Origin of the sequence: Kribbella catacumbae DSM 19601, from assembly GCF_000372465.1 — a bacterium.
Lineage (GTDB): Bacteria > Actinomycetota > Actinomycetes > Propionibacteriales > Kribbellaceae > Kribbella > Kribbella catacumbae.
Window position 1 is genome coordinate 26,500 of the sequence record NZ_AQUZ01000027.1, and the last position, 21,738, is coordinate 48,237.

Here is a 21,738-nt window from a genome sequence, read left to right on the forward strand (position 1 = left end):
CGACCGCCGACGTATCGCGCTGCTAGGAAGGCGACATGATCACGCGTAGGTCGTTCGTGTCCGGTTCTGCTGCCGCCGCCGTCACGGGCGTCGCCACCCACCCTGCAGCGGCCCAGACACCACCGCAGACATCGGCCGACGGGCGGGATCGCCCCATCGACAGGAAAGCCGTGGTGGCCCGGCACCGGGTGGTGCGCGACGCGATCAACACGCACAGCCCCCTCCAGGTCGGCAACGGCAGGTTCGCCTTCGGGGTCGACGTCACGGGCCTGCAGACGTTCGTGCCGTTCAACACCATGTCGGAGTGGGGATGGCACAGTTTCCCGTTGCCGCCCGGACAGCAGCCCTCGGACTTCCAGGGCGAGGTCTGGGACACCCACGGCCGCGCGGTCGAGTACCCCATCCCGAACCCGGACCAACCTGAACTGTCCCGCTGGCTCTACGCCAACCCGGCACGCATCAACCTCGGCCGCATCGGTCTGGAGCTCACCCTGCCCGACGGCCGCACCGCCGTCGCCGGCGACCTGACGGGCATCCGCCAGGAACTCGATCTGTGGACCGGCGTCATCGACAGCCGCTTCGAGCTCGCCGGCGAACCGGTGCACGTCCGCACCTGCTGCCACCCCGACCAGGACGCCGTCGCCGTGGAGATCGACTCGCCACTCGTCGCGGCCGACCGGCTGGCCGTCTTCCTCGACTTCCCGTACGCCGATCAGCAGGAGTTCGCCGAGCACGTGGGGACCTACGGCGAGCCGGATGCCCATCAAACGACGGCGACGACGCACGGGAACCGTGCCGACGTCACCCACCGGATGGACTCCACCGAGTACCACGTCGAGGTCGCCTGGCAGGGACGCGGCGTCTTCGCGAGCGCGGACGCGAACGGCGGTGAGCTCGTCATCCGCACCGCGCAGTACGGCACCGACACCCAGTGGGCCGACGTCGCCGGAAGGCTCTCCGAGCTGGTCGTGGACAACTCGCTCACCGCGCTCGTCGACTACCGCCTCCTCGGCGACCCGGCCCCGGGCCAGGCCAAGCGCCTGGTCCTCGGCTACACCTACGGCGGGCGAGACTTCGAGATCGTTGTCCGCGACAACGAAACCCTCTCGATCGGCGCCGCGGCCAGTCGGCATCGCTACCGGCTCGCCGCGGCCGGCGGGACCGATCGGCTGCACTTCGTCTGCACGTTCGCGCCGGCTCCCGCGGCCCAGACTCCTTCGGCACAGATGTCGCCGGCAGCGACCTCCAGCGCGACGTTCGCGGCGAGCCGTCGCAGCTGGCGGCAGTACTGGCTGTCCGGCGGCGCGATCGATCTGTCCGAGAGCAAGGACCCGCGCTGGCGTGAACTGGAGCGACGGATCGTGCTCTCGCAGTACTTACTGCGCGCCAACGAAGCGGGCTCACTCCCACCGCAAGAGTCCGGGCTCGTCAACAACAGTTGGCACGGCAAGTTTCACATGGAGATGTACTGGTGGCACGGCGCGCACTGGGCGCTGTGGAACCGCTGGCCGATCCTAGAGCGCAGCCTGACCGTCTTCGACCGCTTCCACGACTCGTCGCGGGAACGCGCGCAGGAGCAGGGCTTCCGGGGAGCGCGGTGGCCGAAGTGCACGACAGCCGACGGCAGCGAGGCGCCGCACGTCATCCATGCCCTGCTGATGTGGCAGCAGCCGCACCCGATCTTCCTCGCCGAGCTGGACTACCAGGCACATCCCACCGAGGCCACACTGCGGAAGTGGCGCGACATCGTTGCCGACACCGCCGACTTTCTCGCCTCCTGGGTGTTCTGGGACGAAAGCACGAGCCGCTACGTGCTCGGCCCGCCGATGCACCTCGTGTCGGAGAACACCGATCCCAAGACCACTCAGAACCCCACCTTCGAGCTCTCCTACTGGCGTTTCGGCCTCCGCGTCGCACAACAGTGGCGCGAACGTCTCGGGCTGTCCCGTGATCCGCAGTGGCAGCGAGTCCACGACGGGCTCGCGGCACTGCCGGTACAGGACGACTCCTACGTTCTGCACGAGGGCGTCGAGAACATGTGGACGGAGAAGAACTACGAGCACCCGGCGCTGATCGGCGCGTTCGGCTGGCTGCCGGGTGACGGCGTCGACATCCGCACGATGGGCCGCACCGCCGACCGGGTCTTCACCGGCTGGAGGTTCTCCCGCACCTGGGGATGGGACTTCCCGATGCTGGCGATGTGCGCCGCGCGACTCGGACGCCCCGACGACGCGGTGGACTTCCTGCTCCACCCGTCCGGTGGCTTCCAGTTCGACGACGCCGGCCTCGCCACCGGCGGACCGTTCCCCTACTTCCCGAGCAACGGCGCCCTGCTCTACGCCATCGCCTTCATGACCGCGGGCTGGCTCGGCGCACCAGACCGCCCCACCCCCGGATTCCCGGCCGGCGACCGCTGGATGGTGCGTTCCGAGGGGCTGACCCCAGCCCTGTGACCGAATCGGGCACCGGCACGGCAGTGGACACCGACCGGGATCCCGCCGATCTAGTTGCCGATGGCAAGCTTGTGGGGGCCGGGGTGGGGACCTCGTCGCTGACCCGATTTTCCATACTTTGACGAGCTTGTCCCTGCCCTCTCATCTGCGCTGATTCCTAGACTGCCGGGAAACCGCGGCACTTCGGCCCGGTCCTCGAATCGTCCTCTTCCAGGTGGAAATCAGGAGGGGCCGGACGGCTGGCAGTTCGATCACGAGGAAGTGCAGATGAAGTCATCCAACGCTCCGAGGCGCCTGGTCGCCCTGATCGGATCCGTGGCGGCCGTGATGTGTTCGGCGGCGTGTTCGGTCGGTTCCCTGGGCACCGGCGACCAGGCCGACGGCGACACGACGATCACCTACCTGGTGTTCAACGAACCCAGCACCGTCAAAGCCTCGAACGCGTTGATCGCGGCGTTCGAGAAGGATAATCCGCGGGTCAAGGTGAAGCTGGACACGATGCCGACCGGTTCGGACGGCGACAACGTCGTGAAGACCCGGCTGAGCACCGGCGAGATGAGCGACGTCTTCTCGTACAACTCGGGCTCACTCCTGCAGGCGATCCGGCCGGACCAGTACCTGGTGTCCCTGTCCGACCAGAGCTGGGTCAAGGATCTCGACAAGTCCTACCTGCCCGCGGTCAGCACGGCGAAGGGACTCTATGGAGCTCCGACCGGCGGGACCACGCCTGGCGGCGTGGTCTACAACAAGGCGGTCTACGCCAAGCTCGGGCTGAAGATCCCGAAGACGTGGGACCAGTTCCGGGCCAACAACATGCTCATCAAGAAGAGTGGGATCGCGACACCGGTCGAGCAGACGTTCGGCGATGCCTGGACTGCGCAACTGGTGATCCTGGCCGACTTCGCGAACATCGCGGCGGCCGCTCCGCAGTGGGCAGCCGACTACACCGCGAACAAGGCGCGCAACGTGGACCAGCCCGCACTGGCCGCCTGGCAGCATCTCCGGCAGCTCCACGACGACGGCCTGCTGAACAAGGACTTCGCGTCCGCGACGTACGACAAGGGAGTGCAGGCGGTTGCCACCGGCAAGGCGGCGCACTACCCGATGCTGGCCGGCGTGATCGACGCCGTACGCCAGAACCACCCCCAATACCTCAAGGACATCGGTATGTTCGCGATGCCGACCGCAACCGGGACCGAAAGCCATCTGACGCTGTTCCTGCCCTCTGGCCGCTACATCCCCAAGACATCGACCGGCGCGAAGCTCGACGCGGCGAAGAAGTTCGTCGCCTTCACCCAGACAGCCAAAGGCTGTGATCTGCTCGTCCAGAGCGGTTCGTACGGGCCTTTCGTGAACCGGCTGTGCGAGGTGCCGGCGGATGCTCCGGCGGCGATCAAGGAACTGCAGATCTATGTTGCCGCCGGCAACACCGGACCCGCCCTGGAATCCGTGAGCCCGATCAAGGGTCCGGATCTGCCCCAGCTCGCGGTCGAGGTCGGCTCGGGGATCCGGACGGCGGACAGCGGCGCGAAGCTCTACGACCAGAACGTGAAGCAGCAGGCCCAGCAGCTCGGGCTGCCGGGCTGGTGACCAGCAGATCGGCGAGATCGCGGTACCCGCTGTGGTTCTTGCTGCCGGGCGGCGGCCTCCTGGTCCTGCTGTTCGTCGTACCGACGGCGACGTCGTTCTACTTCAGCCTGACCCGGTGGACGCTGTTCGACTCGACCTTCATCGGCCTGGAGAACTACGTCACGTTCTTCCAGGATCCACAGCTGTTCGGCAGCTTCGTCCACACCCTCGTCTACGCGGTGATCACCAGCGTCGGCAAGGTGGTGGCGGGGCTGGCGCTGGCCATCCTGCTGAACGGCAGGATCATTGCCCGCGGCTACCTCAGGGCCGTCGTCTTCTTCCCGGTGCTGGTCTCCGCGGTCGGCGTCGGCATCACGTTCAAGGTGTTGTTCGACCCGTTCGACGGGCTGATCAACCGCGCCCTCGGGGTCGTCGGTGTCGACGGCCCCGGCTGGCTCACCAATCCGGATCTCGCGCTGGCCTCGGTCGCCATGGTCGATATCTGGAAGGGCGTGGGGGTCTCAACGCTGATCTTCATGGCGGGCCTGGTGGCAATCCCCAGGGACTATTACGAGTCGGCGCACATCGACGGCGGAACCGACTGGCAACTGTTCAGGTTCATCACCCTGCCGCTGGTCGGTCCGGCAACGATGACCGTCGTCATTCTCAACGTGATCTCCGGCCTGCGCTCGTTCGAGCTGATCTGGACGATGACCGGAGGCGGTCCCGGATTCACCAGCGACGTGCTCGCCTCAGTGATCTACAAGAAATATCAGGCGGGCCTGTACGGCCTGTCGACCGCGGGCAACGTGGTGATGTTCGTCGTCGTGGCGGCGATCACGATTCCGCTGTATCGCTGGTTCCGGCGCCGGGAGGTCGCGCAATGAGGTCACACAGCCACATCGTCCGCGGACTGGTGGCGCTCGCCGTCTCCACGATCGTGTTCCTGGTCCCCTTCGCCTTCATCGTGCTGACCGCGTCGAAGACCTCGGCCGAGGCGTCGCGGTTCGAGTTCAGCTGGCCGGGCGACTTCGTCCTGCTGCAGAACATCGCGGAAGTGTTCAAGGTCCGCGACTTCGTCATCGTGCGTGCCTTCATCAACAGCACCACCTTGACGGTGTCGAGCGTCGTGGTGATGGTCGTCCTGGCCGCGATGATGGGGTACGTCGTCCAGCGCCGTACCGGCCTTTTCACGAACGCGGCCAGGATGCTGGTGCTGGCCGCGTTGATCGTCCCGTCCGCGGTGGTGCCGACCATCTGGGTCCTGCAGGCGCTCGGCCTCTACAAGCAGATGCTCGGGATGATCCTGATCGAGGTCACCGGCGGCCTGCCGTTCTGCGTTCTGCTCTGCTCCGCCTTCGTGGCGACCATCCCGCGAGAACTGGACGAGGCAGCCGCCCTGGACGGCGCCGGCCCGCTGCGGGTGTTCTTCGGAGTCATCCTGCCGCTGCTGAGGCCCGTCGTGGTCACCATGGTGGTGGTGCAATCAGTTGCCGTCTTCAACGACTTCACGGGCCCGCTCTACTTCCTGCCCGGTGACGAGAACGCCACCGTGCAAGCCACCTTGTTCAACTTCCAGAGCCAGACCCTCAGCCAGTGGAACCTGCTGTTCGCCGACATCCTGCTGATCACCGTTCCGCCGCTGGTGCTCTACTTGTTCTTCAACCGCCAGATCGTCGAGGGCATGGTCAACGGCGCGGTGAAGGGTTAGCCAGTGCGGTGGTCGTCACCGTCACCAGGTGACGGTCACCGCTCCTGCCCGGTAGGTAGGGACCACGTGGGCAAACGGAAGCGACCGGAGTTGCTCCGCGCCGACGAGGGCCAGGGAAGGCACCCGGCTGAACACCGCGCCGATCGCCTCGGTGATTTCCACCCGCGCGAGCTGCTGACCGGCACATCCGTGCGGTCCGAACCCGAAGGACAGGTGGCCGAAGGCATCCCGCCCGAGATCGAAACGCTCCGGTTCGGGAAAGCGGTCCGCGTCTCGGTTGGCCGACACGGGAGACACCGAGACGGTCTCGCCGGCCTGGAAGCGCTCGCCGTCGATCTCGAGGTCCTCGATCGCGGTCCGGGGAAAGAGGGCCACGAACATCGTCGAGTAGCGCAGGAACTCCTCGATCACCGCCGGGGCGATGGACGGGTGGTCGGTCAGCCACTGCCGCTGATCGGGATGGGTCAGCAGCGCCACCGCGGTGGTGGCGATGGTGTAGGCGACCGAGTCCCGCCCCGACGACATCAGCACCGCGGCGAGCCCGACGACCTCGTCGTCGGTCAGCCCCGAATCGACCAGGTCGCTGATCACGTCGTCCCCTGGCTCAGTACGGCGGTACCCGACGATCTCGCGCACGAAGTCGACGGTCGCCTGCGCCGAGCTGCCGTGGACGTAGTGCTGGATGTAGTCCTGGACCCGTTCCGCCGGAATGCCGAGGACATGGGCATGCACGCGCGCCGAGATCGGCTCGGCGACATGCTCGGTGAGGTCGGCCGGTTTCGGCTGAGCGAGCAGGATGTCCACCTGCTCGGCGGCGATGGCGCGGATCGTCTCGCGGTGGCCGCGGGCCGCCTTGACCGTGAACCGGCTCCTGATCGTCTTCCGGATCCGGTCGTGCTTCGCACCATCGAGAACCAGCAGATCGCCACTCGCCAGCGCACGCAGGTCAGCGGCCGTGACGGGCGGCGGCGCCGGATCGGCCGGGCCCAACGGGAACCGCCGTGGCAGCTGGCTGAAGCGCTGATCGGACAGTACGGCGCGCGCGAGAGCGTGGTCGGTGACGAGCTTGCCGACATGACCGTCCGCGTACCTCAGCGGGTGGACCTTGCCTTCCTGTCTGCGTTCGGCAAAAAAGGGCGATGGCTGTAGCGGGGTGCCGTCGGACGGAAGTGTGTACCCGGTGACCGGGCATCGAAGCTGGTCTGCGGGGCTGGACGGGTCAGTCATCATCAACTCGTTTCAAGCAGGGGGGTCGGCGGCGATCGCTCGGCGAGCAAGGCGGCCCGGTGAGTTCGGAAGGGCTTCGGCATGTTCCAAGCGACCAGACCGCAGGTACGGTCGCCCGTTCGGAACTCGAACAGGGCTTGGTCGCTGTCGTGATCACCGGCGAGGAGCTCGACGGAGTCGGCGATGTCGAGACGTCCCGACGCCTGGATCCGCGCGCCATGGATTTCCGCCCAGAAGAACGGGATCGGGTACGGCGAAAGGTGTCCCGCGGCGAGCAGTCGACCGACCGACCGTCCTTGCTCCATCGCCGTCAACTGGTGTCCACAGGGACGGTGCGTGCCGGTCGCCGGATCGAGCCAGCTCGTCGCGTCACCGACGGCGAACACGCGATCGGCGACACGTCCGTGGCTGTCCGCGAGCAGGCTGCCATCCGTGAGCAGCCCGGAGCCTGCCAACCACGCGACGGCCGGCTCCGCGCCCACCGCGGCGATGACGACGTCGGAGCCCGACCTGGTCCCGTCGGCAAACAGAACGTCGTACCCGGGACCGTCGGATGGTCGCACCGCCTCGACCTCAGCGCCGGTGCGCACCTCCACGCCGTGCGCAGCATGGAGAGCCCGGAGCCGGTCGGAGAAGCGAAGCCCCACGGCGCCCAGGCTCAGGCCGGCACCGCGTCCGACCAGGCTCACCCGCGCACCACGAGCGCTCGCGGCAGCTGCGATTTCGGAGCCCAGGATACCCGTGCCGAGCACGGTCACCCGCCTGCCCCGAACCAGCTGACCAGCGATCCGGAGGGCGTCATCGAGAGTGCGGAGTAGGTGGATGGCCGGTGCCGGGCGATTGGCTTCAGCACTGTACGACGCCCACGACGGCCGCCGGGCCGAGGCACCTGTCGCGATGACCACGGCGTCGTACCCGATGATGCCGGTCTCGATGGCATGGTGATCGGTCTGGACGGTCCGGGATCGACGGTCGATCCGCACCGCTCGATGGCCGGGGCGAAAGTCGACCTCCAAAGCCCGCAGTGTCGACGCCTCGACAAGCCGTGCCTGGTCCGGCTCCCAGGTGCCGAGCAGGATCTGCTTGGACAGCGCCGGTCGCCGGTAGGGATCCCGGTGCTCGGCTCCGAGCAGGACGACCTCGCCGCGGAAGCCCGCTTCGCGCAAGGACTCCACGGTCGCGAGGCCTGCTGTAGAGGCTCCGACCACCACGATTCGCTCGATCACTCCCGCACCTGGATCGCGCGGGCCGGACAGAGGGACGCCGCCAGCCGGGCCGATTCGACGCGGTCCTCGCCGGGATCCTCCTCGATCAGCACCACCAGTCCGTCGTCGTCCTGGTCGAAGAGATCGTCCGCGACCAGCACGCACTGGCCGGCGCCGACGCACGTCGATCGCGTCACCTCGATCTTCATCCGGGGTCCTTCGGTTCGCAGCTGCAGAGATCCGTCATCGGGCGTCCACGCTAGGTGCGCGGAACCGTCGGACGACAGCGGCCCCGTGATCAAAATATGGAGTATCCGGTCAGCGGAGGGTTACCCTCGGGCCGTGGACGAAATGCTCGCCGAGTCAGCTCCGGACGACGCCGCAGGTCGTCGCGGTGGCCCCGCGCTGATCGGCGCCAACCCCTACGCGTTCCGGGCCGGTGAGCGACTGCGGAACGACCTCGTCGGGAGCATCTGCATCGTCTGGGTGATGTCCGGACGGGGGACGGTTCGCACCGGGCCACTCACGCTGGATCTGACCAAGGCGTCCGTCGTGTGCCTGCCCTGGCGGCACGACGTGCGGTGGGAAGCCGATGCGCGTGATCCGTTCCGGGTCGGTACCGTGCACGTGGTTCCCTGGCACGACGCGCGGGTGGAGGTCGAACCGCATGTGCCCTGGCAACATGGTGATCCGCTGCTCGACGCCGAGTACCGGCAAGGCGAGCGTGGTGAGGTGATCGAGATTCCGCTGGCCCACGCGGACGCACGGCAACTCGTCACTCTCGGCGGCTACGCGATCGATCGCTTCGATCGCGGCCTCACCTCGGACCTGTCCCTGCGGGCGATGGGCAGGCTACTGCTGGAGGAATTGACCCGGGCATCCACGGCAGCATCGGACAGCGGTCCGCAGCCGCCCCTCGCCTTCGAGCAGATGCGTATGTTCGTGGAACAGAACCTGAGTCGCCGGTTCACCGTGGCCGAGGTCGCACGAGCCGGCGACTGCAGCGCGTCGACCGCCGAGCGGCTCTTCGTACGGTGGACCGGATCGTCGATCGTGTCGTGGTCGAAGGACCTCCGGATGGAGCGCGCCTCGGTCCTGCTGTCCACAACCGGCCTCCGCGTCGGTGAAGTAGCACGCGCCGTCGGCTACCCCGACGCCCTCTACTTCTCCCGAGTCTTCGCCGCCACCTTCGGCATCCCCCCAAGCCGCTACACCTCCGTCCGCATCCGCCCCTGACACTGATGCTGTGAGTGTGGCTCCGCAGCGGCTGTCCTGACTTGACCCCACTGACCTCGGGTCTCAACCGTGACGTCCTCAACCCGTCAGTTCGAGGCCGATGGCAACGAACAAGCCCGTGGCGCTCAGCTCAGAGTCCTTGCCGCTGCGCCGGTCGCGAAGCGTCAGGCTGGTAACACGCTCATTGCCGCGCACCGCGACGACCTCCGAGTTCAGGACGAAGCGGATCTTGCCGTTCTTCTCGGCGCGATCCAGCATGATGCGGGAGGCCCGAAACTGCTCGCGGCGGTGGATGACCGTGACGCTGGAGGCGAACTTGGTCAGGAAGGTTGCCTCCTCTGGACCCATGACGCCCTCGCGGAAACCGGGAAAGTTCTCGACCTCGGTGGTAGTCATGAGTGCCCCACCGAAGTCGGTTCCTTCGAACAGCAGAGGTTGCAACTCCGCCCGCGCAGCGTAGATGGCCGCCGTGTAGCCGGCAGGTCCGGAGCCGATGATGATCAGATCGCGAACCGGCCTATCAGAAGGAACCTCCGAGGAGTTCGTGCGCCGGCTCGACGCAGTCTTGTCACTCACCGTCGGTCACCGCCAGATTTGGTTCGTCAGGCGCGCAACTGATCAGCAGTTGCGCGGTGTGCGCGATGTGGTCGCGCAAGAGGTCCTTGGCACGGTCGGCATCGTGCGACAGCGCGGCCTCCAGCAGCGCGAGATGCTCACCGGCAATGTCTCGATGAGGCTCATCGCCTAACGACACCGACCAGTGCAGGTACAGTTCGGCCTCCTGCCGTAAGGCGAGTGCCATGCTGAGTAGTCGGCCATTGCGGCAGCCAGCCAGCAGGGCGTGATGGAAGGCCACGTGCGCCATCGACCATTCGTCGGTTGGATGGTTCGGCTCGTCGGTGTCGCGAAATCTGGCGCGCTCGAGAACGTGGTGCGCGGCAACAGCATCCGCTTCCCAGCGCATGTCACCTTCCACTACCGACAACCACAGCACCAGCGATTCGATCTCTACTCGCGCCTGGGTCAGTTCGGCCAGGTCTCGATGTGACAGCGATCGCACGGTGTAGCCCCGATGAGCCTTTGCGGTCACCAGGCCTTCGGCGGTCAGCTTGGTCAGCGCCTCCCGGGCAGCCCCGACGCTGACCCCGTAACGCTCGGCCAACTCCGGAAACTTCAACCGCTCGCCCGGAATCAGCCGACCACCGAGTATGTCGTCGCGTAGCGCCTGGTAGACGAGCGTCGTCCGGGTTGACCCTCCGCTCTTGGTCATGAGCTGATCCTAGCATTAATACGAAAGTCCCTTGAACTTTCGAAACTTGGCCCGATAATAGAGGCGAGAGCACCGCATATGCGGAGCCCTCGTAGCCTTGGAGGAAGTCATGACCGTCGCGGTAACCGGAGCCACCGGACAGCTCGGCCGCCTGGTCGTCGAGGCGCTGCTGCGCAAACAGGTGCCCGTCGTAGCGGTTGTGCGGAATCGAGCCAAGGCCGCTGACTTGACCGAGCGGGGCGTCGACGTCCGGCAGGCAACGTATGACGATCCCGAATCGCTGGACGTCGCCCTGGCCGGTGTCGACCGCGTGCTGCTCGTTTCCGGCACCGAAACTGGTGGCCGGGTCGGACAGCACACCAATGTGGTTCGCGCCGCCGAACACGCGGGGGTGGAACTCCTCGTCTACACAAGCATTCCGAAGGCCGACCGCAACGAAATGATTCTGGCGCAGGACCACAAGGCCACCGAGGCCGTACTCGCCGGCGCGACGGTGCCGCGGACCATTCTGCGCAACAGCTGGTACTGGGAGAACTACACGGGCGGCTTGGCGCACGCCGTGGAGACCGGTGTCCTGTATGGCGCCGCCGGCGAGGGTCGAGTCTCGGGCGCCGCCCGCGCCGACTTCGCCGAGGCGGCGGCGACCGTGCTCGCAACGGACGGACACGCCGGGCGGGTGTACGAACTCGGAGGCGATGCCATCACGTATGCCGAACTGGCCGACGCCATTTCAAGGGCCTCAGGCAAGCAAGTTCGCTACCAGGATCTGCCGCCCGCGGAGTTCACGGCCGCGTTGGAGAGAGCCGGAGTACCGGCAGGCTTCGCGCAGGTACTCGCTGACGCTGACGCGGGCATCGCGAAGGGCATCCTGTCCGTCGACAGCGGCGAGCTGCACGAGCTCATCGGCCGCCCGGCGACCCCCGCGATCGAGGTGTTCCGCGCTGCTCTGAACTGACCGGGGCCGCGTCTCTGGCTAGCTGCGGGGGTCCGACGACATCAAGCCGTTCTTGTAGGCAACGACAACGAGTTGCGCCCGGTCGCGCGCGCCCAGTTTGGCCATCGCACGTTGCACGTGGGTACGGACGGTGAGAACGCTCAGGTGGAGTTCGGCCGCAATTTCGTCATTGGCCAATCCGTCAGCAGCCAGCTTCATGACCTCGACCTCGCGATTGGTCAGATCCCGAAGTCCGGGAGTGGCAGGTATCGGCGCGGACTGACTTGGCGGCGAGGTGGCGACGAACTGCCCGATCAGAGCCTTGGTCGCGCCCGGGGACAGCAGACTTTCACCTTCTGCAACAGTTCGGATGCCCGCCAGCAAGGCGTCAGTGGTGACGTACTTGCCGAGGAACCCGCTGGCGCCCGCGCGTAGGGCACGGGCAACGTGTTCGTCGTTCTCGAATGTCGTAAGGATCAGCACGCGCGTGTTCGCCAGGGTGCTGTCGGCACAGATGGCCTCAGTGGCGGTCAGGCCGTCGGTACCCGGCATCCGCACATCCATCACGACGACGTCGGGCCGGTGGACCCGGGCGAGGGCGATGGCTTGGGCGCCGTCTTCGGCTTCGGCGACAACCTCGAGGTCATCGCAGGAATCGATGAGCATCCGGAAGGTTCCTCGCAGCAGAGCCTGGTCGTCGGCAAGGAGGACACGGATGGTCATAGCGTCACCTGCCTGATTCGGGTGCGGTGCGTGGGAGTTCGGGCGCTTGAGGCTGCAGCGGAAGTGTTGTCAGGACCTCGAAGCCGGTCTCGTTGCCGTTGACCTCCAGGTGGCCGCCGACAGCTTGGGCACGCTCTCGCATCCCGAGGATGCCGTAGCCGCCGCTGTCCGCCGGCCCCGCGTGGGCGTCGCTGGTCTCGTTGGTGACCCGGATGGTGAGTCGGGAGCTGCCGTAGGTGAGTCGCAGAGATGCCGCGGGCGCTGCCGAGTACTTGGTGGCGTTGGTGAGCGCCTCCTGGATGATGCGATATGCGGTGAGGTCGACGCCAGGCGGGACTTCTTGTGGCTCGCCTTCGACTTCGAAGTCGACTTTTAGCCCTGCGGAATTGCAGGCCTCCAAGAGGTTGGGGAGTTGAGCCAAGCCCGGCGCCGGCTCGAGCGTGTCCGCGTCGGTGTCGCTGACGCTGCGCAGTACCCCGAGAGTCGCGCGCAGTTCGAGCATGACGGTCGAGGTGGTGACTTGGAGGTCGGCCAGGAGCTTCTTGGATACCTCCGAATCTGTACCGAGCAGGTGGGCAGCAGTACCCGCCTGGGCATTCGCGACTGCCATGTGGTGGGCCACCACGTCGTGGAGATCACGCGCGATCCGCATCCGCTCCTCCGCGACTCTGAGCCGTGCCTCTTCTTCGCGGGTGCGTTCGGCGTACTCGGCACGGGCATGGACCGCATCGAGGTAAGCGCGATGCAGCTGAGACCTGCTGCCCAGGACCAACGGAAGCAGCAACCACAGTGCCGGGCCGGCTGTCCGCAGCAGGGCGGCTTGGTCGATCTTCAACCCCACCGCTATCGCTACCACCAATACCGTCGCGATGCCGCCGTAAGTCCAAGCTGTTGTGGTCGTTGTCTTGGCAGCAAGCCAATACAGGGCAACCATCAGCGGGGCAAGCAGCAGGGGGGACAGGACATAGCCGATAGCGCCGATACTGACCACACAGACAGTGGTCACGATGACGATCGTTCGTGGGTAGCGCCGCGCCTGGAACAGCGCAAGGCAGGCAACCACAGCCAGCGCCTCGGCGATCCAGCCGTCCGCCGGCCTCTCTCCATTGGGGCTCGCCAGGTTCGCCCCCAGGATCGCTCCGCCGAGCAACGCAAGCACGATGACGGCATCGGTCAGCCAGGGACGCCGTTCGGCGTACAGTTCCGAACCGACCATGTGCTCTTCCTCGTCACGTCTCTTGTGCAGGTGGTCTGGAGGCAAACATGATGCTCGAAGAGCGGTCCTGTACCACCAGACGCGGCGAATCCGATTCTGCCGCAACAACTCCTCCACGAAGGGGCCAGAGCTTTGCCAGCCTAGCACTCAACCGCGGAGCGCCCAGGGCGCGACGAGTACGGGCCACGGAAGTTTCGGATCTTCGCCACGGCAGCAATCAGCTGGAACCATGCGCCCTCGCGGACTTGTACGGGCTCACGTTCGCGATCGACTTTCCGTCCTTGCTGAATTCGAGCAGAGCTCGATACGTCAGCCCAATACGAGCGTCAGCCCACAGTCCTTGCACCGGGTCGATGCGATAAAAGATCTGCATTCCCCGGTCGGGCGTTTTGATGTTGTCGAAGAGCGATGTGTCGGACGCCCACGGAAACTGCTCCAAACTGATCTTCGAAGCATGGCGGATCTCTTCGAGGTCGGTGACCATGGTCGCCAGCCCCTGGACTTGTAGAGACCGGGTCGTAAAGCGACCATAAAACCCGTCTGGGGGAAGGTATGCGATCTCGTAGCTGACGTTCGGGTTATGCTGTATGTGATCACACTTGCGGGTGTTCTTGAAGGTGTGCATATATACGACGACGCCGTCCCCGGCGAGATGCATTCTCGCCGCCGATGGCCGGCCTTCGGAGTCGATCGTGGCCAGACTTGAAAGCTCTTCGGTCCGCAACAACTCGACGATTTCCGATTCGATCTCGGGGATCGTCGGTTCAGACTTAGCCATGATTGCTCCTTCTGGTGATGATCGATAGTTGCCGCAGAACCTTCAACTCGTCAGTCGACGCACACGTTCGGTACCGACGCCCGGGAGAGCGCCTGTCGGTAACAACGCATCCCAGCGGGGTAGCCGGCGAACACAGCCGGGAAACCCGGATCGGAGACTGCATCCTGCAGAGCATCCACGGATTCCCAAACCGCGAGATTGACCAGAATGTTGCTGCTGCCGATGCCGCGGTACAGCTGTGCCTGAATGAACCCTGGCCGGCCCTTCAGGTACGCACCTGTCTTTTGGTAGGCCGCGATCGCCTGATCTACCGTGCCGCTGGGCACCACGAAGACATCCAGTAAGGTGAAGCCGCCCTTCGTAGCCCCGAACTGCGTCGCCAGAGGCACCTCCGGACACAGCTCGACGTACTCGATGACCGACTCCCGCGAGATGCCCTGACCGTTCTGCGCGACGGCCGCCGGCGGGTTCCACGGCGCGCCGAGACAGACTCCGGGCACTTCGACGGGCCGCACCAGGTGCGGGTAGGCAGCCGAACCATCCGGGTAGGTAGGCAACAATTCCTGAAACTCAGGGCTCATGAAGGCGTTCTGCAGGTCCTTGGCCGATTCCCAGTTGGCGACATTGGTCACTACACGGCCGGCCGTTCCGCGATACAGCTGCTGGGAAATGTTCCCGGGCTTGGTCTTCATGACCTCCGAGTCCAGGCGCCACACCTCGACGACCTCCTCCTCCATGCCAGCGGGTGTCACGAAGGTATTCACCATCGTGACCGGCCCCTCTCCAGAATCGCTCAGCTGAGCCATGAATGGCGCCTCGGGGGCGTAATCGTTCAGCGTGATCATGGGCTGTCTTCCTTACTCTGGGGCGACGACGTCGGGAGAGGTTGAGATACACCGTGTTCGAGAAGGAGTAGTTCGGTCTCCGCCGGCGCAAGGTCCCGCAGCAGACTGCAATGCATGTTCTGGTGGATCGGCGCGAGGCCGGCCTGATGGATCGGCACCGCGAGCCGCGGTGCCACCGCCCGCAGGTAGTCGACACCCTCCCCGATCTTCATCCAGGGACCACCGATGGGAAGAAGCAGGACGTCCACCGGAGCAGACACTTCATCGAGAGCATCACCGGGGTGCAGCAGACTGCCCCCGTTGATGAGGTAGCCGTTGTTCGGCACGATCGGAAGCTCAGAGTGGATGCAGGCATGCTCGCCGCCTACTACCTCGACATCGACACCGCGCAGTCTGACCTTGTCCCCCGGCCCGACGACACGCATTCGATCTTGTGCGATACCGCCTTGGTCGCCGAGCGTGGCCTGACAGTGAGCGCCGAGGACAACCTCGGCCTCCGGGTTATTGGCCAAGAGTCTGCCGAGTCGCTCGCCATCCAGGTGATCAGGATGGGCATGGGTGATCAGAACGACGTCGATGCCGAGCAAGCTGTCGAAGTCCGCAGAGTAGGTCCCGGGGTCGAACAGCAAGCGGACGGTTCTCTCACCAACCGGAAGTTCCGCCAGCACGCAGGCATGCCCGTAGTGCGTGAGATCCATCCTGATGCCATCCTCGCTCATCGTCGGCTACGGATTGACGATCGTCATCCACATGGGCTTCTCGCGTTGCTGCATCTGCTGGATTGCGGTGACAGTCTCGGCGAGCGGGAAATGGTGAGTGATCAGATCGTCGACGTTGACAGCACCGATCTCGAGCAGCCTCAGCACGTCGACGACGTCATTGCGGGTGGTGCCGCGCGTGCCGATGAATCGCCAGCAGTTGCCCATCATCGCGATGGGCGGGATCGGCAGGGGGATCGTGTTACCTCCCATGTGCGCGAGAACCCCGCCCGTCGCCAACGCCGCCATCGCATGACCGGTGATGGGACTGGCAGGCACGAAGTCCAGAACCGCGTCGACACCCTGCGGCACCAGCCGCCGGAGCGCCTGAGTTAGGTCATTGGCCGACTCCCAGCCCTCAGGGAGATTCTCGGTCGCGATGGAATCGACAGGGATGCCGTCGGCCAACTGCTCGACCGCCCGCAGGCGCTCCGCACTCCGGCCCACCAGAATCAACCGGCCGACACCGAACTGCTTCGCGAACTTGACGGTCGCTGTGCCCATCGTTCCGGTCGCCGCGGTGATCACCACGGTCGCCGCCCGCGGAAGCTCGGCAACCTTCAGGATACGTACGGCGTTGGCCAGGTCGTGCATCTTCGCCCCGACATCGAAACTCACGTTCTCGGGCAACCGGTCGACCAGCCAATGCGGAACGCGCACGTACTCGGCAAGCCCGCCGTCGTGGTACCGCTCGTAGAGCGGCAGCGGCCCGTTGCTGAAGGCCGCATGACCGATCATGGCGTACTGAGCGCACAACATCTCGCGGTCGGATCGGCAGTGGACACACCTGCCGCAGGTCAGCTGCGGGTGCACCCGGACCCGCTCACCGGCTGAGAAACCTGGGACGTCAGATCCAATCTCTGACACAGTGCCGGCGATCTCATGGCCTAGGATCGTCGGCAGCTGCTTGAAAGCCCCCATCTTCAACAGGGACATCATTCCGGGGGCCAAGCCAGCAGACTCGACCTTCACAACCACCTCACCAAGCCCTGGCTTGGGCACCGGGACCTCTTCCACCACAAGGCCGCTCTCGCCATCGTGGGCCCGTACAGCGAGCATGTTCATGCCCGACTCCTTTCGATGGCGGCTGCCAGCCGCTCCGGCGAGTAGGGATCCGCAGTGCGATTGGTCTCGACGACCTGCGGCAGTTCGAGATGTGACAACAGGCTGATGTGCGTCGACGACCCATCGGGGATGCTGGCATGCGCCAAGCCGAGGGGAATCCGCACGAAGTCGCCCGGACGCAGATCGACGATGCCCCGCTGCGTCACCAGCGTGCGGGTTCCAGAAACCTGGTACTGAATCTCGTCGGCATCGAGGGTCTGCCGGTATCGCCGGGTGCCGTCACCAGCGGTCGCGTTGACGTATCCGAGTCGAACCGTCGACGTAGCGTACAGCCAGGTGGAGCCGACAGGGGCGCCAATCGAATGCACTGGCATCCGCTCCGGCTCGGCATGCACGCGTTCGAGAAGCAGCGTCTCGTCCACCGGAAAGACCGCGATGTCGTGTCCGACCGAACCCATGCACTGGGTGAGCGCCTCATTGACCGCACCAGGTTGCCAACCGGGGAACGGCGGCATCACCGGTTGCGACGTCCGGGTCGGCCCTACCAGCTCGGCGACCGGCGCCGGCAGGTAGAAGAGCAGGTGGCTCTCCTGGCGGCCGTAGTTGTCGTGTCCAACCCCGCGCGGGATCCGGGAGAATTCCCCAGGGCGGTGCTCGATGACACCGAGCTCGGTCATCAGCGTGCGTGCACCGTCGATCTGGTAGGAGATCTCGTCGACATCGCAGTTGCGGTGATAGAACGGCTGCCGGCCGTTCATGACCTGCCACTCGACCCGGAGCTGGTCGTTCTCGTAGACCCCTCGTGGGGGCGCGAACTTCTGCTCTACGTACTCCTGCGGAAAGTGCACCACAGGCAAGGGCTCGTAGTCATTCCAAAGCTTGATCGGCAGCTTGCTCGGATGCGGAGGCGCTAGCAGCAGGTGCTCGTCACGGTCGATGCTGCGTAGCGGCCGGCCGGATCCGATGACCATGACGTCTTCGATGACGCTCATGAGGCACCTCCTCGTCTCGGGAACCCGCCTGACCTTGCCGACGGCCACTCCGAAAGGGCCCATCGAGCGGCGGCGGCCACTCGGACATTGTTATCAACCTAGCTGATATATGTCAACGTTCCTGATATCTGGCAATCTGGACCGTCGGACGGCGGCCAGCCTGCGGGCGCGGATTGTTAGCATGATCTCAAGCAACATCCATGCCTATCCGGGACGGTTGCAGTGTCAGAAGGTCTCGATCTTGAGCGCGGAACGCAGGGAAAAGCCGTTGCCATGGAACGGCTTCGTCAGGCTGTCCAGAAGGGTGATGTCGCGCCCGGTCAGCGCCTGGTGGAGGCAGAGCTGGTCGAGCAGTTCGGTGTCACCCGTGGCAGCGTGCGCGCCGCCATCGACGAACTGATAGCCGAAGGGATGATCGAACGCATCCACAACATTGGCGCGCGGGTACGAAAAGTCTCCAGGGATGAAGCTGTCGAGATTCTCGAATGCCGCAAGGCGCTTGAAGGCCTGATCGCCGCCAAGGCCGCCGAACGGGCTACGCCCGCCGATCGCAAGCGGCTGCGGGGGTACGCCAAACAGCTCACCGCTGCCGTAGCTGAGGGCGCACCCCTGAAGTACTCGGCCGCCAACCGCGAGTTGCACTCGACACTCGCCGAGATCGCCGGCCAAACCACTGCAACCGATCTCATCGGCCGGCTCAACATCCAGATGGTGCGCTTCCAGTTCCAGCTATCCCTGCGTCCCGGCCGTCCGCAGACGTCGCTCGGTGAGCATCTCGCAGTGATAAAGGCCGTACTCGCACGAGATGGCGCCAGGGCCGAACAGGCGATGCGAGACCACCTCGACAGCGTTATCGTCGCCGTCCGCGAGTTGGACTGACTCCAGTCCCCCACTCCCCCGAGCATGCCACCGCACGGACAGCAGCCTCGACTGGCACGCCACTAGAGCCCGACGGTCCAGGCACCGCCAAGCAGTAAGCCACAGCTTCCGCAGCGGTGTATTGCAGGCAAGATTGTTGACAATTTTGCCAACACGACCCACGATGAGATCGCCGGGACTTCATCGCGAGTCAGCCTTCCGGTGATGGCGTCGGTATCCGCAACCGAGAGGTGAGGTTATGTCCGCGAACGCATCCGAATCGCTGCTGGTGGTGAGCGCCCACGCGGGCGACTTCGTCTGGCGTGCCGGAGGCGCGATCGCGCTGGCTGCGACACGCGCTGAGCGAGCGACGGTTGTGTGCCTTAGCTACGGCGAACGAGGCGAATCGGCCAGAGCCTGGCGCGAAGGCAAGAAGCTCGACGAGATCAAGGCGCTGCGCCGCAGCGAAGCCGAGGCGGCTGCGGCAGTGCTGGGCGCCGACATCCGGTTCCTCGACGCAGGTGACTATCCGCTGCTCGAATCGCCGGATCTCATCGACCAGTTGGTGCATGTCTACCGCGATGTCACACCCACTGTAGTGCTCACCCACACCTTGTCTGATCCGTACAACGGCGATCATCCAGCAGCGGCGCGGATGGCACTACAGTCCCGAATCCTTGCCCAGGCCCCGGGGTACGACTCCCCCGGCGAACCACTGGGCGCCCCACCTGTGTTCAGTTTCGAACCGCACCAACCGGAGATGTCGCAGTTTCGGCCCGATGTGTTGCTGGACATCACTGAGGCCTTCGAGATCAAGCGCGAGGCGATGCGGTGCCTCGGCGCCCAGGAGCACATGTGGACCTACTACGAGGACCTGGCCGCACGCCGTGGCGTGCAGCTCGAGCGCAACGCCGGCCCGAATCTCGGCCTGCTCAGGAACAGCCGCGCTGAGGCTTTCGTACGCCACTATCCGCACATCACCACTCGGCTGTCATGAGTGTGACGACAGACCCGGAAATCGCTGCTCCGGAAGGCGTCATCCAACGAAGCTGTCGCTGAAAGCCATCGCAGAGGCGCGCGATGTGGCCAACGACCAAAAACGGGAGTACCGATGAAGTCCATCGTGGTGACTGATCCACCGCGGGCATCGAGCGAGGCAGCGAGCAGGTTGGGTGACTACGGCGTGGCCACCGTCCATGAGGCAGCCGGCCGGGTCGGCTATCTGGGCTCAGGGTTGCGGCCGGCCTGGCCAGGAGCGCGTATTGGCGGCACCGCCGTCACTGTCGTCTGCTGGCCCGGGGACAACTTGATGATCCACGTCGCAGTCGAGCAGTGCCACGAGGGAGACGTCCTGGTGGTGACGACGAACTCGCCATCGACCGACGGGCTGTTCGGGGAGCTGTTCGCAACGGCACTCCAGCAACGCGGCGTCCGCGGCGTCGTTCTGGGTTGCGGCGTCAGAGATGTCGCCGAGCTGCGAGAGATGGGCTTTCCCGCATGGTCGTCCGCGGTGAGCGCTCAAGGGTCGGTGAAGGCAACCGCCGGCGCCATCAACGTACCGATCGCCTTGCAGGGCCAGGTGATCCACGCCGGTGACGTGATCGTTGCCGACGACGACGGTGTGGTCTGCGTGCCCCGACCGACAGTGCCCGACGTGCTGGAGCAGGCAGCCGCCCGCGTGGCCAAGGAGGAAGCTAGCCGTCAGGCGTTCCGCAACGGCGAGCTCGGTCTCGACCGCTACGGGCTGCGCGACCGACTCGGCGAGTTCGGCGTCACCTATGTCCCCTATGAGGAGTACATCGACGAGGGTGAGAGATGACACCGGCCGCGCCCCAAGGTGTTCCGTGCCTCTGGATGCGGGGCGGGACATCAAAGGGCGGATACTTCCGGGCGGCCGACCTGCCCACAGATCCAGCCGCGCGTGATGACCTGTTGCTGCGGATCATGGGCACACCGGATCCGCGGCAGATCGATGGGATGGGCGCGGCAACGTCGCTGACCAGCAAGGTGGCGATCGTGTCAGCGTCGCAGCGACCAGACGTCCATGTCGACTACCTGTTCCTGCAACTGGGGGTCGACGAGCCGATCGTGTCGGACCAGCAGAACTGTGGCAATATCCTCGCCGCGGTGGGCCAGTTCGCGGTGGAGGCCGGCTTGGTGGCCGCGACCGGAGACAGCGCCACCGTCCGCATCTACCAGGTGAATTCCGGCAGTCTCGCCACAGCAACTTTTCCAGTCCTCGACGCGATGCCGGTCTACGTCGGAGAGACCGTCATCGACGGTGTCCCAGGCAAGGCGGCGCCGGTCGTACTGACGTTCGCCGACACCGCGGGCTCCGCCACCGTCGGCCTGTACCCCACTGGACGGATGCGCGACAGCGTCGACGGCATCGAGATCACGTGTGTCGACAACGGCATGCCGGTTGTGGTCGCGAGCGTGGTCGACCTCGGGCTCACCGGATACGAACCGCACGCCCGTCTTGCCGGAGACACTGCGTTACTCAGCCGCATCGACCGGCTGCGTCGCGGGGCCGCCCGGCTGATGGGCCTCGGAGACGACGCTCGGTCGGTGCCCAAGACGGTATTGCTGGCTCCCGCACGCGACGGCGGTCAGGTGTGCACACGATCGTTCATCCCCGTCCAGCCGCACACTTCGATCGGTGTGTTCGCCGCGATCAGCGCCGTGACCGCGATGATGACCCCCGGCGCGGTTGGGCACGACCTCACGGCCGGTTGGCCGCACGGCCCGCAACGCGTGGACGTGGAGCACCCTTCCGGGCATCTGCTGGTCGACATCGACCTCGACACCACCGCCTCCCCACCGCTGGTGCGGTCGGCGGGGGTGGTGAGGACCGCACGAAAACTGTTCGCCGGCACCGTTTTTCCCCGCACCTGACGC

General features: G+C 65.7%; 21 protein-coding genes and 1 pseudogene. 10 read left to right on the top strand and 12 right to left on the bottom strand.

Annotated features, from left to right (window positions below):
• Window positions 1-35 precede the first annotated feature (35 nt).
• From A3ES_RS51545 to A3ES_RS0125675, 4 genes are all read left to right on the top strand, one after another.
• Complete coding sequence (locus A3ES_RS51545) at window positions 36-2,453, top strand: DnaJ-like protein C-terminal domain-containing protein (protein WP_020389707.1); 2,418 nt, start codon at window positions 36-38, stop codon at window positions 2,451-2,453.
• 267 nt (window positions 2,454-2,720) lie between these two features.
• Window positions 2,721-4,043: an ABC transporter substrate-binding protein gene (locus A3ES_RS0125665; RefSeq protein WP_020389708.1), complete on the top strand. Its 1,323-nt coding sequence runs from the start codon at window positions 2,721-2,723 to the stop codon at window positions 4,041-4,043.
• Entirely contained in the window at window positions 4,040-4,909 is an 870-nt protein-coding gene (locus A3ES_RS0125670) for a carbohydrate ABC transporter permease (RefSeq protein ID WP_020389709.1), read from the top strand. Before A3ES_RS0125665 ends, A3ES_RS0125670 begins: the two co-directional genes overlap by 4 nt.
• On the top strand, window positions 4,906-5,733 hold the full coding sequence (locus A3ES_RS0125675; protein ID WP_026163188.1) for a carbohydrate ABC transporter permease: 828 nt from the start codon (window positions 4,906-4,908) through the stop codon (window positions 5,731-5,733). The genes A3ES_RS0125670 and A3ES_RS0125675 overlap by 4 nt, the downstream gene beginning before the upstream one ends.
• A gap of 21 nt (window positions 5,734-5,754) precedes the next feature.
• Here A3ES_RS0125675 and A3ES_RS48415 read toward each other — a convergent pair whose 3' ends face one another.
• From A3ES_RS48415 to A3ES_RS54290, 3 genes are read right to left on the bottom strand one after another with little or no spacing between them, the layout of a single operon-like run.
• Complete coding sequence (locus A3ES_RS48415; protein ID WP_051084808.1) at window positions 5,755-6,960, bottom strand: cytochrome P450; 1,206 nt, start codon at window positions 6,958-6,960, stop codon at window positions 5,755-5,757.
• Between the two features lie 2 nt (window positions 6,961-6,962).
• Window positions 6,963-8,186, bottom strand: coding sequence for an NAD(P)/FAD-dependent oxidoreductase (locus A3ES_RS0125685; RefSeq protein ID WP_020389712.1), 1,224 nt, complete (start codon window positions 8,184-8,186; stop codon window positions 6,963-6,965).
• A complete protein-coding gene (locus A3ES_RS54290) occupies window positions 8,183-8,374 on the bottom strand; it encodes a ferredoxin (protein WP_020389713.1) in 192 nt (63 codons plus the stop codon). The genes A3ES_RS0125685 and A3ES_RS54290 overlap by 4 nt, the downstream gene beginning before the upstream one ends.
• 142 nt (window positions 8,375-8,516) lie before the next feature.
• Between A3ES_RS54290 and A3ES_RS51550 the strand changes: the two genes are divergently transcribed.
• Window positions 8,517-9,401 (top strand): helix-turn-helix domain-containing protein, encoded by an 885-nt coding sequence (locus A3ES_RS51550; protein WP_237745053.1) that lies wholly within the window; start codon window positions 8,517-8,519, stop codon window positions 9,399-9,401.
• A gap of 96 nt (window positions 9,402-9,497) precedes the next feature.
• Here A3ES_RS51550 and A3ES_RS48425 read toward each other — a convergent pair.
• Window positions 9,498-9,977: pseudogene (locus tag A3ES_RS48425) on the bottom strand (NAD(P)/FAD-dependent oxidoreductase); the annotation flags it as partial.
• Complete coding sequence (locus A3ES_RS0125705) at window positions 9,970-10,671, bottom strand: GntR family transcriptional regulator (RefSeq protein ID WP_020389716.1); 702 nt, start codon at window positions 10,669-10,671, stop codon at window positions 9,970-9,972. The gene A3ES_RS0125705 and the pseudogene A3ES_RS48425, both read right to left, overlap by 8 nt.
• Before the next feature lie 109 nt (window positions 10,672-10,780).
• On the opposite strand from A3ES_RS0125705, the gene A3ES_RS0125710 reads away from it, so the two are divergent.
• On the top strand, window positions 10,781-11,626 hold the full coding sequence (locus A3ES_RS0125710) for an SDR family oxidoreductase (protein WP_020389717.1): 846 nt from the start codon (window positions 10,781-10,783) through the stop codon (window positions 11,624-11,626).
• Between the two features lie 18 nt (window positions 11,627-11,644).
• Here the strand turns inward: A3ES_RS0125710 and A3ES_RS0125715 are convergent, their stop codons facing one another.
• The 7 genes from A3ES_RS0125715 to A3ES_RS0125745 all read right to left on the bottom strand — a co-directional run bounded on the left by A3ES_RS0125715 (window position 11,645) and on the right by A3ES_RS0125745 (window position 17,982).
• Entirely contained in the window at window positions 11,645-12,328 is a 684-nt protein-coding gene (locus A3ES_RS0125715) for a response regulator transcription factor (protein ID WP_020389718.1), read from the bottom strand.
• Window positions 12,329-12,332: 4 nt separating this feature from the next.
• Window positions 12,333-13,544, bottom strand: coding sequence for a sensor histidine kinase (locus A3ES_RS0125720; protein WP_020389719.1), 1,212 nt, complete (start codon window positions 13,542-13,544; stop codon window positions 12,333-12,335).
• A 217-nt stretch (window positions 13,545-13,761) separates the two neighbouring features.
• A complete protein-coding gene (locus A3ES_RS0125725) occupies window positions 13,762-14,322 on the bottom strand; it encodes a pyridoxamine 5'-phosphate oxidase family protein (protein ID WP_020389720.1) in 561 nt (186 codons plus the stop codon).
• A gap of 50 nt (window positions 14,323-14,372) precedes the next feature.
• Window positions 14,373-15,167 carry an antibiotic biosynthesis monooxygenase family protein gene (locus tag A3ES_RS51555; protein WP_020389721.1) on the bottom strand — a complete coding sequence of 265 codons (795 nt, stop codon included), beginning with the start codon at window positions 15,165-15,167 and terminating at the stop codon, window positions 14,373-14,375.
• Window positions 15,164-15,865 carry an MBL fold metallo-hydrolase gene (locus A3ES_RS0125735; RefSeq protein ID WP_020389722.1) on the bottom strand — a complete coding sequence of 234 codons (702 nt, stop codon included), beginning with the start codon at window positions 15,863-15,865 and terminating at the stop codon, window positions 15,164-15,166. The genes A3ES_RS51555 and A3ES_RS0125735 overlap by 4 nt, the downstream gene beginning before the upstream one ends.
• 27 nt (window positions 15,866-15,892) lie before the next feature.
• Window positions 15,893-16,990, bottom strand: coding sequence for an alcohol dehydrogenase catalytic domain-containing protein (locus A3ES_RS0125740; RefSeq protein ID WP_020389723.1), 1,098 nt, complete (start codon window positions 16,988-16,990; stop codon window positions 15,893-15,895).
• Window positions 16,987-17,982, bottom strand: coding sequence for a hypothetical protein (locus A3ES_RS0125745; protein ID WP_020389724.1), 996 nt, complete (start codon window positions 17,980-17,982; stop codon window positions 16,987-16,989). Before A3ES_RS0125745 ends, A3ES_RS0125740 begins: the two co-directional genes overlap by 4 nt.
• 222 nt (window positions 17,983-18,204) lie before the next feature.
• On the opposite strand from A3ES_RS0125745, the gene A3ES_RS0125750 reads away from it, so the two are divergent.
• The 4 genes from A3ES_RS0125750 to A3ES_RS0125765 all read left to right on the top strand — a co-directional run bounded on the left by A3ES_RS0125750 (window position 18,205) and on the right by A3ES_RS0125765 (window position 21,735).
• Window positions 18,205-18,861, top strand: coding sequence for a GntR family transcriptional regulator (locus A3ES_RS0125750; protein WP_026163190.1), 657 nt, complete (start codon window positions 18,205-18,207; stop codon window positions 18,859-18,861).
• Between the two features lie 238 nt (window positions 18,862-19,099).
• Window positions 19,100-19,837 (top strand): PIG-L deacetylase family protein, encoded by a 738-nt coding sequence (locus A3ES_RS0125755; RefSeq protein WP_020389726.1) that lies wholly within the window; start codon window positions 19,100-19,102, stop codon window positions 19,835-19,837.
• Window positions 19,838-19,951: 114 nt separating this feature from the next.
• Window positions 19,952-20,659 (top strand): 4-carboxy-4-hydroxy-2-oxoadipate aldolase/oxaloacetate decarboxylase, encoded by a 708-nt coding sequence (locus A3ES_RS0125760; protein WP_020389727.1) that lies wholly within the window; start codon window positions 19,952-19,954, stop codon window positions 20,657-20,659.
• The gene (locus A3ES_RS0125765) at window positions 20,656-21,735 is read left to right on the top strand and encodes a 4-oxalomesaconate tautomerase (protein ID WP_026163191.1); all 1,080 of its coding nucleotides are present in this window, start codon (window positions 20,656-20,658) and stop codon (window positions 21,733-21,735) included. Before A3ES_RS0125760 ends, A3ES_RS0125765 begins: the two co-directional genes overlap by 4 nt.
• Window positions 21,736-21,738 lie beyond the last annotated feature (3 nt).

What these genes read in the sequence shown, in the direction of transcription:
- A3ES_RS51545 (WP_020389707.1), top strand. Translation starts at nt 36, where the DNA reads ATGATCACGCGTAGGTCGTTCGTGTCCGGTTCTGCTGCCGCCGCCGTC.
- A3ES_RS0125665 (WP_020389708.1), top strand. Translation starts at nt 2,721, where the DNA reads ATGAAGTCATCCAACGCTCCGAGGCGCCTGGTCGCCCTGATCGGATCC.
- A3ES_RS0125675 (WP_026163188.1), top strand. Translation starts at nt 4,906, where the DNA reads ATGAGGTCACACAGCCACATCGTCCGCGGACTGGTGGCGCTCGCCGTC.
- A3ES_RS48415 (WP_051084808.1), bottom strand. Translation starts at nt 6,960, where the DNA reads ATGACTGACCCGTCCAGCCCCGCAGACCAGCTTCGATGCCCGGTCACC.
- A3ES_RS54290 (WP_020389713.1), bottom strand. Translation starts at nt 8,374, where the DNA reads ATGAAGATCGAGGTGACGCGATCGACGTGCGTCGGCGCCGGCCAGTGC.
- A3ES_RS51550 (WP_237745053.1), top strand. Translation starts at nt 8,517, where the DNA reads ATGCTCGCCGAGTCAGCTCCGGACGACGCCGCAGGTCGTCGCGGTGGC.
- A3ES_RS0125705 (WP_020389716.1), bottom strand. Translation starts at nt 10,671, where the DNA reads ATGACCAAGAGCGGAGGGTCAACCCGGACGACGCTCGTCTACCAGGCG.
- A3ES_RS0125710 (WP_020389717.1), top strand. Translation starts at nt 10,781, where the DNA reads ATGACCGTCGCGGTAACCGGAGCCACCGGACAGCTCGGCCGCCTGGTC.
- A3ES_RS0125715 (WP_020389718.1), bottom strand. Translation starts at nt 12,328, where the DNA reads ATGACCATCCGTGTCCTCCTTGCCGACGACCAGGCTCTGCTGCGAGGA.
- A3ES_RS0125720 (WP_020389719.1), bottom strand. Translation starts at nt 13,544, where the DNA reads ATGGTCGGTTCGGAACTGTACGCCGAACGGCGTCCCTGGCTGACCGAT.
- A3ES_RS0125725 (WP_020389720.1), bottom strand. Translation starts at nt 14,322, where the DNA reads ATGGCTAAGTCTGAACCGACGATCCCCGAGATCGAATCGGAAATCGTC.
- A3ES_RS51555 (WP_020389721.1), bottom strand. Translation starts at nt 15,167, where the DNA reads ATGATCACGCTGAACGATTACGCCCCCGAGGCGCCATTCATGGCTCAG.
- A3ES_RS0125735 (WP_020389722.1), bottom strand. Translation starts at nt 15,865, where the DNA reads ATGGATCTCACGCACTACGGGCATGCCTGCGTGCTGGCGGAACTTCCG.
- A3ES_RS0125740 (WP_020389723.1), bottom strand. Translation starts at nt 16,990, where the DNA reads ATGAACATGCTCGCTGTACGGGCCCACGATGGCGAGAGCGGCCTTGTG.
- A3ES_RS0125745 (WP_020389724.1), bottom strand. Translation starts at nt 17,982, where the DNA reads ATGAGCGTCATCGAAGACGTCATGGTCATCGGATCCGGCCGGCCGCTA.
- A3ES_RS0125755 (WP_020389726.1), top strand. Translation starts at nt 19,100, where the DNA reads ATGTCCGCGAACGCATCCGAATCGCTGCTGGTGGTGAGCGCCCACGCG.
- A3ES_RS0125760 (WP_020389727.1), top strand. Translation starts at nt 19,952, where the DNA reads ATGAAGTCCATCGTGGTGACTGATCCACCGCGGGCATCGAGCGAGGCA.
- A3ES_RS0125765 (WP_026163191.1), top strand. Translation starts at nt 20,656, where the DNA reads ATGACACCGGCCGCGCCCCAAGGTGTTCCGTGCCTCTGGATGCGGGGC.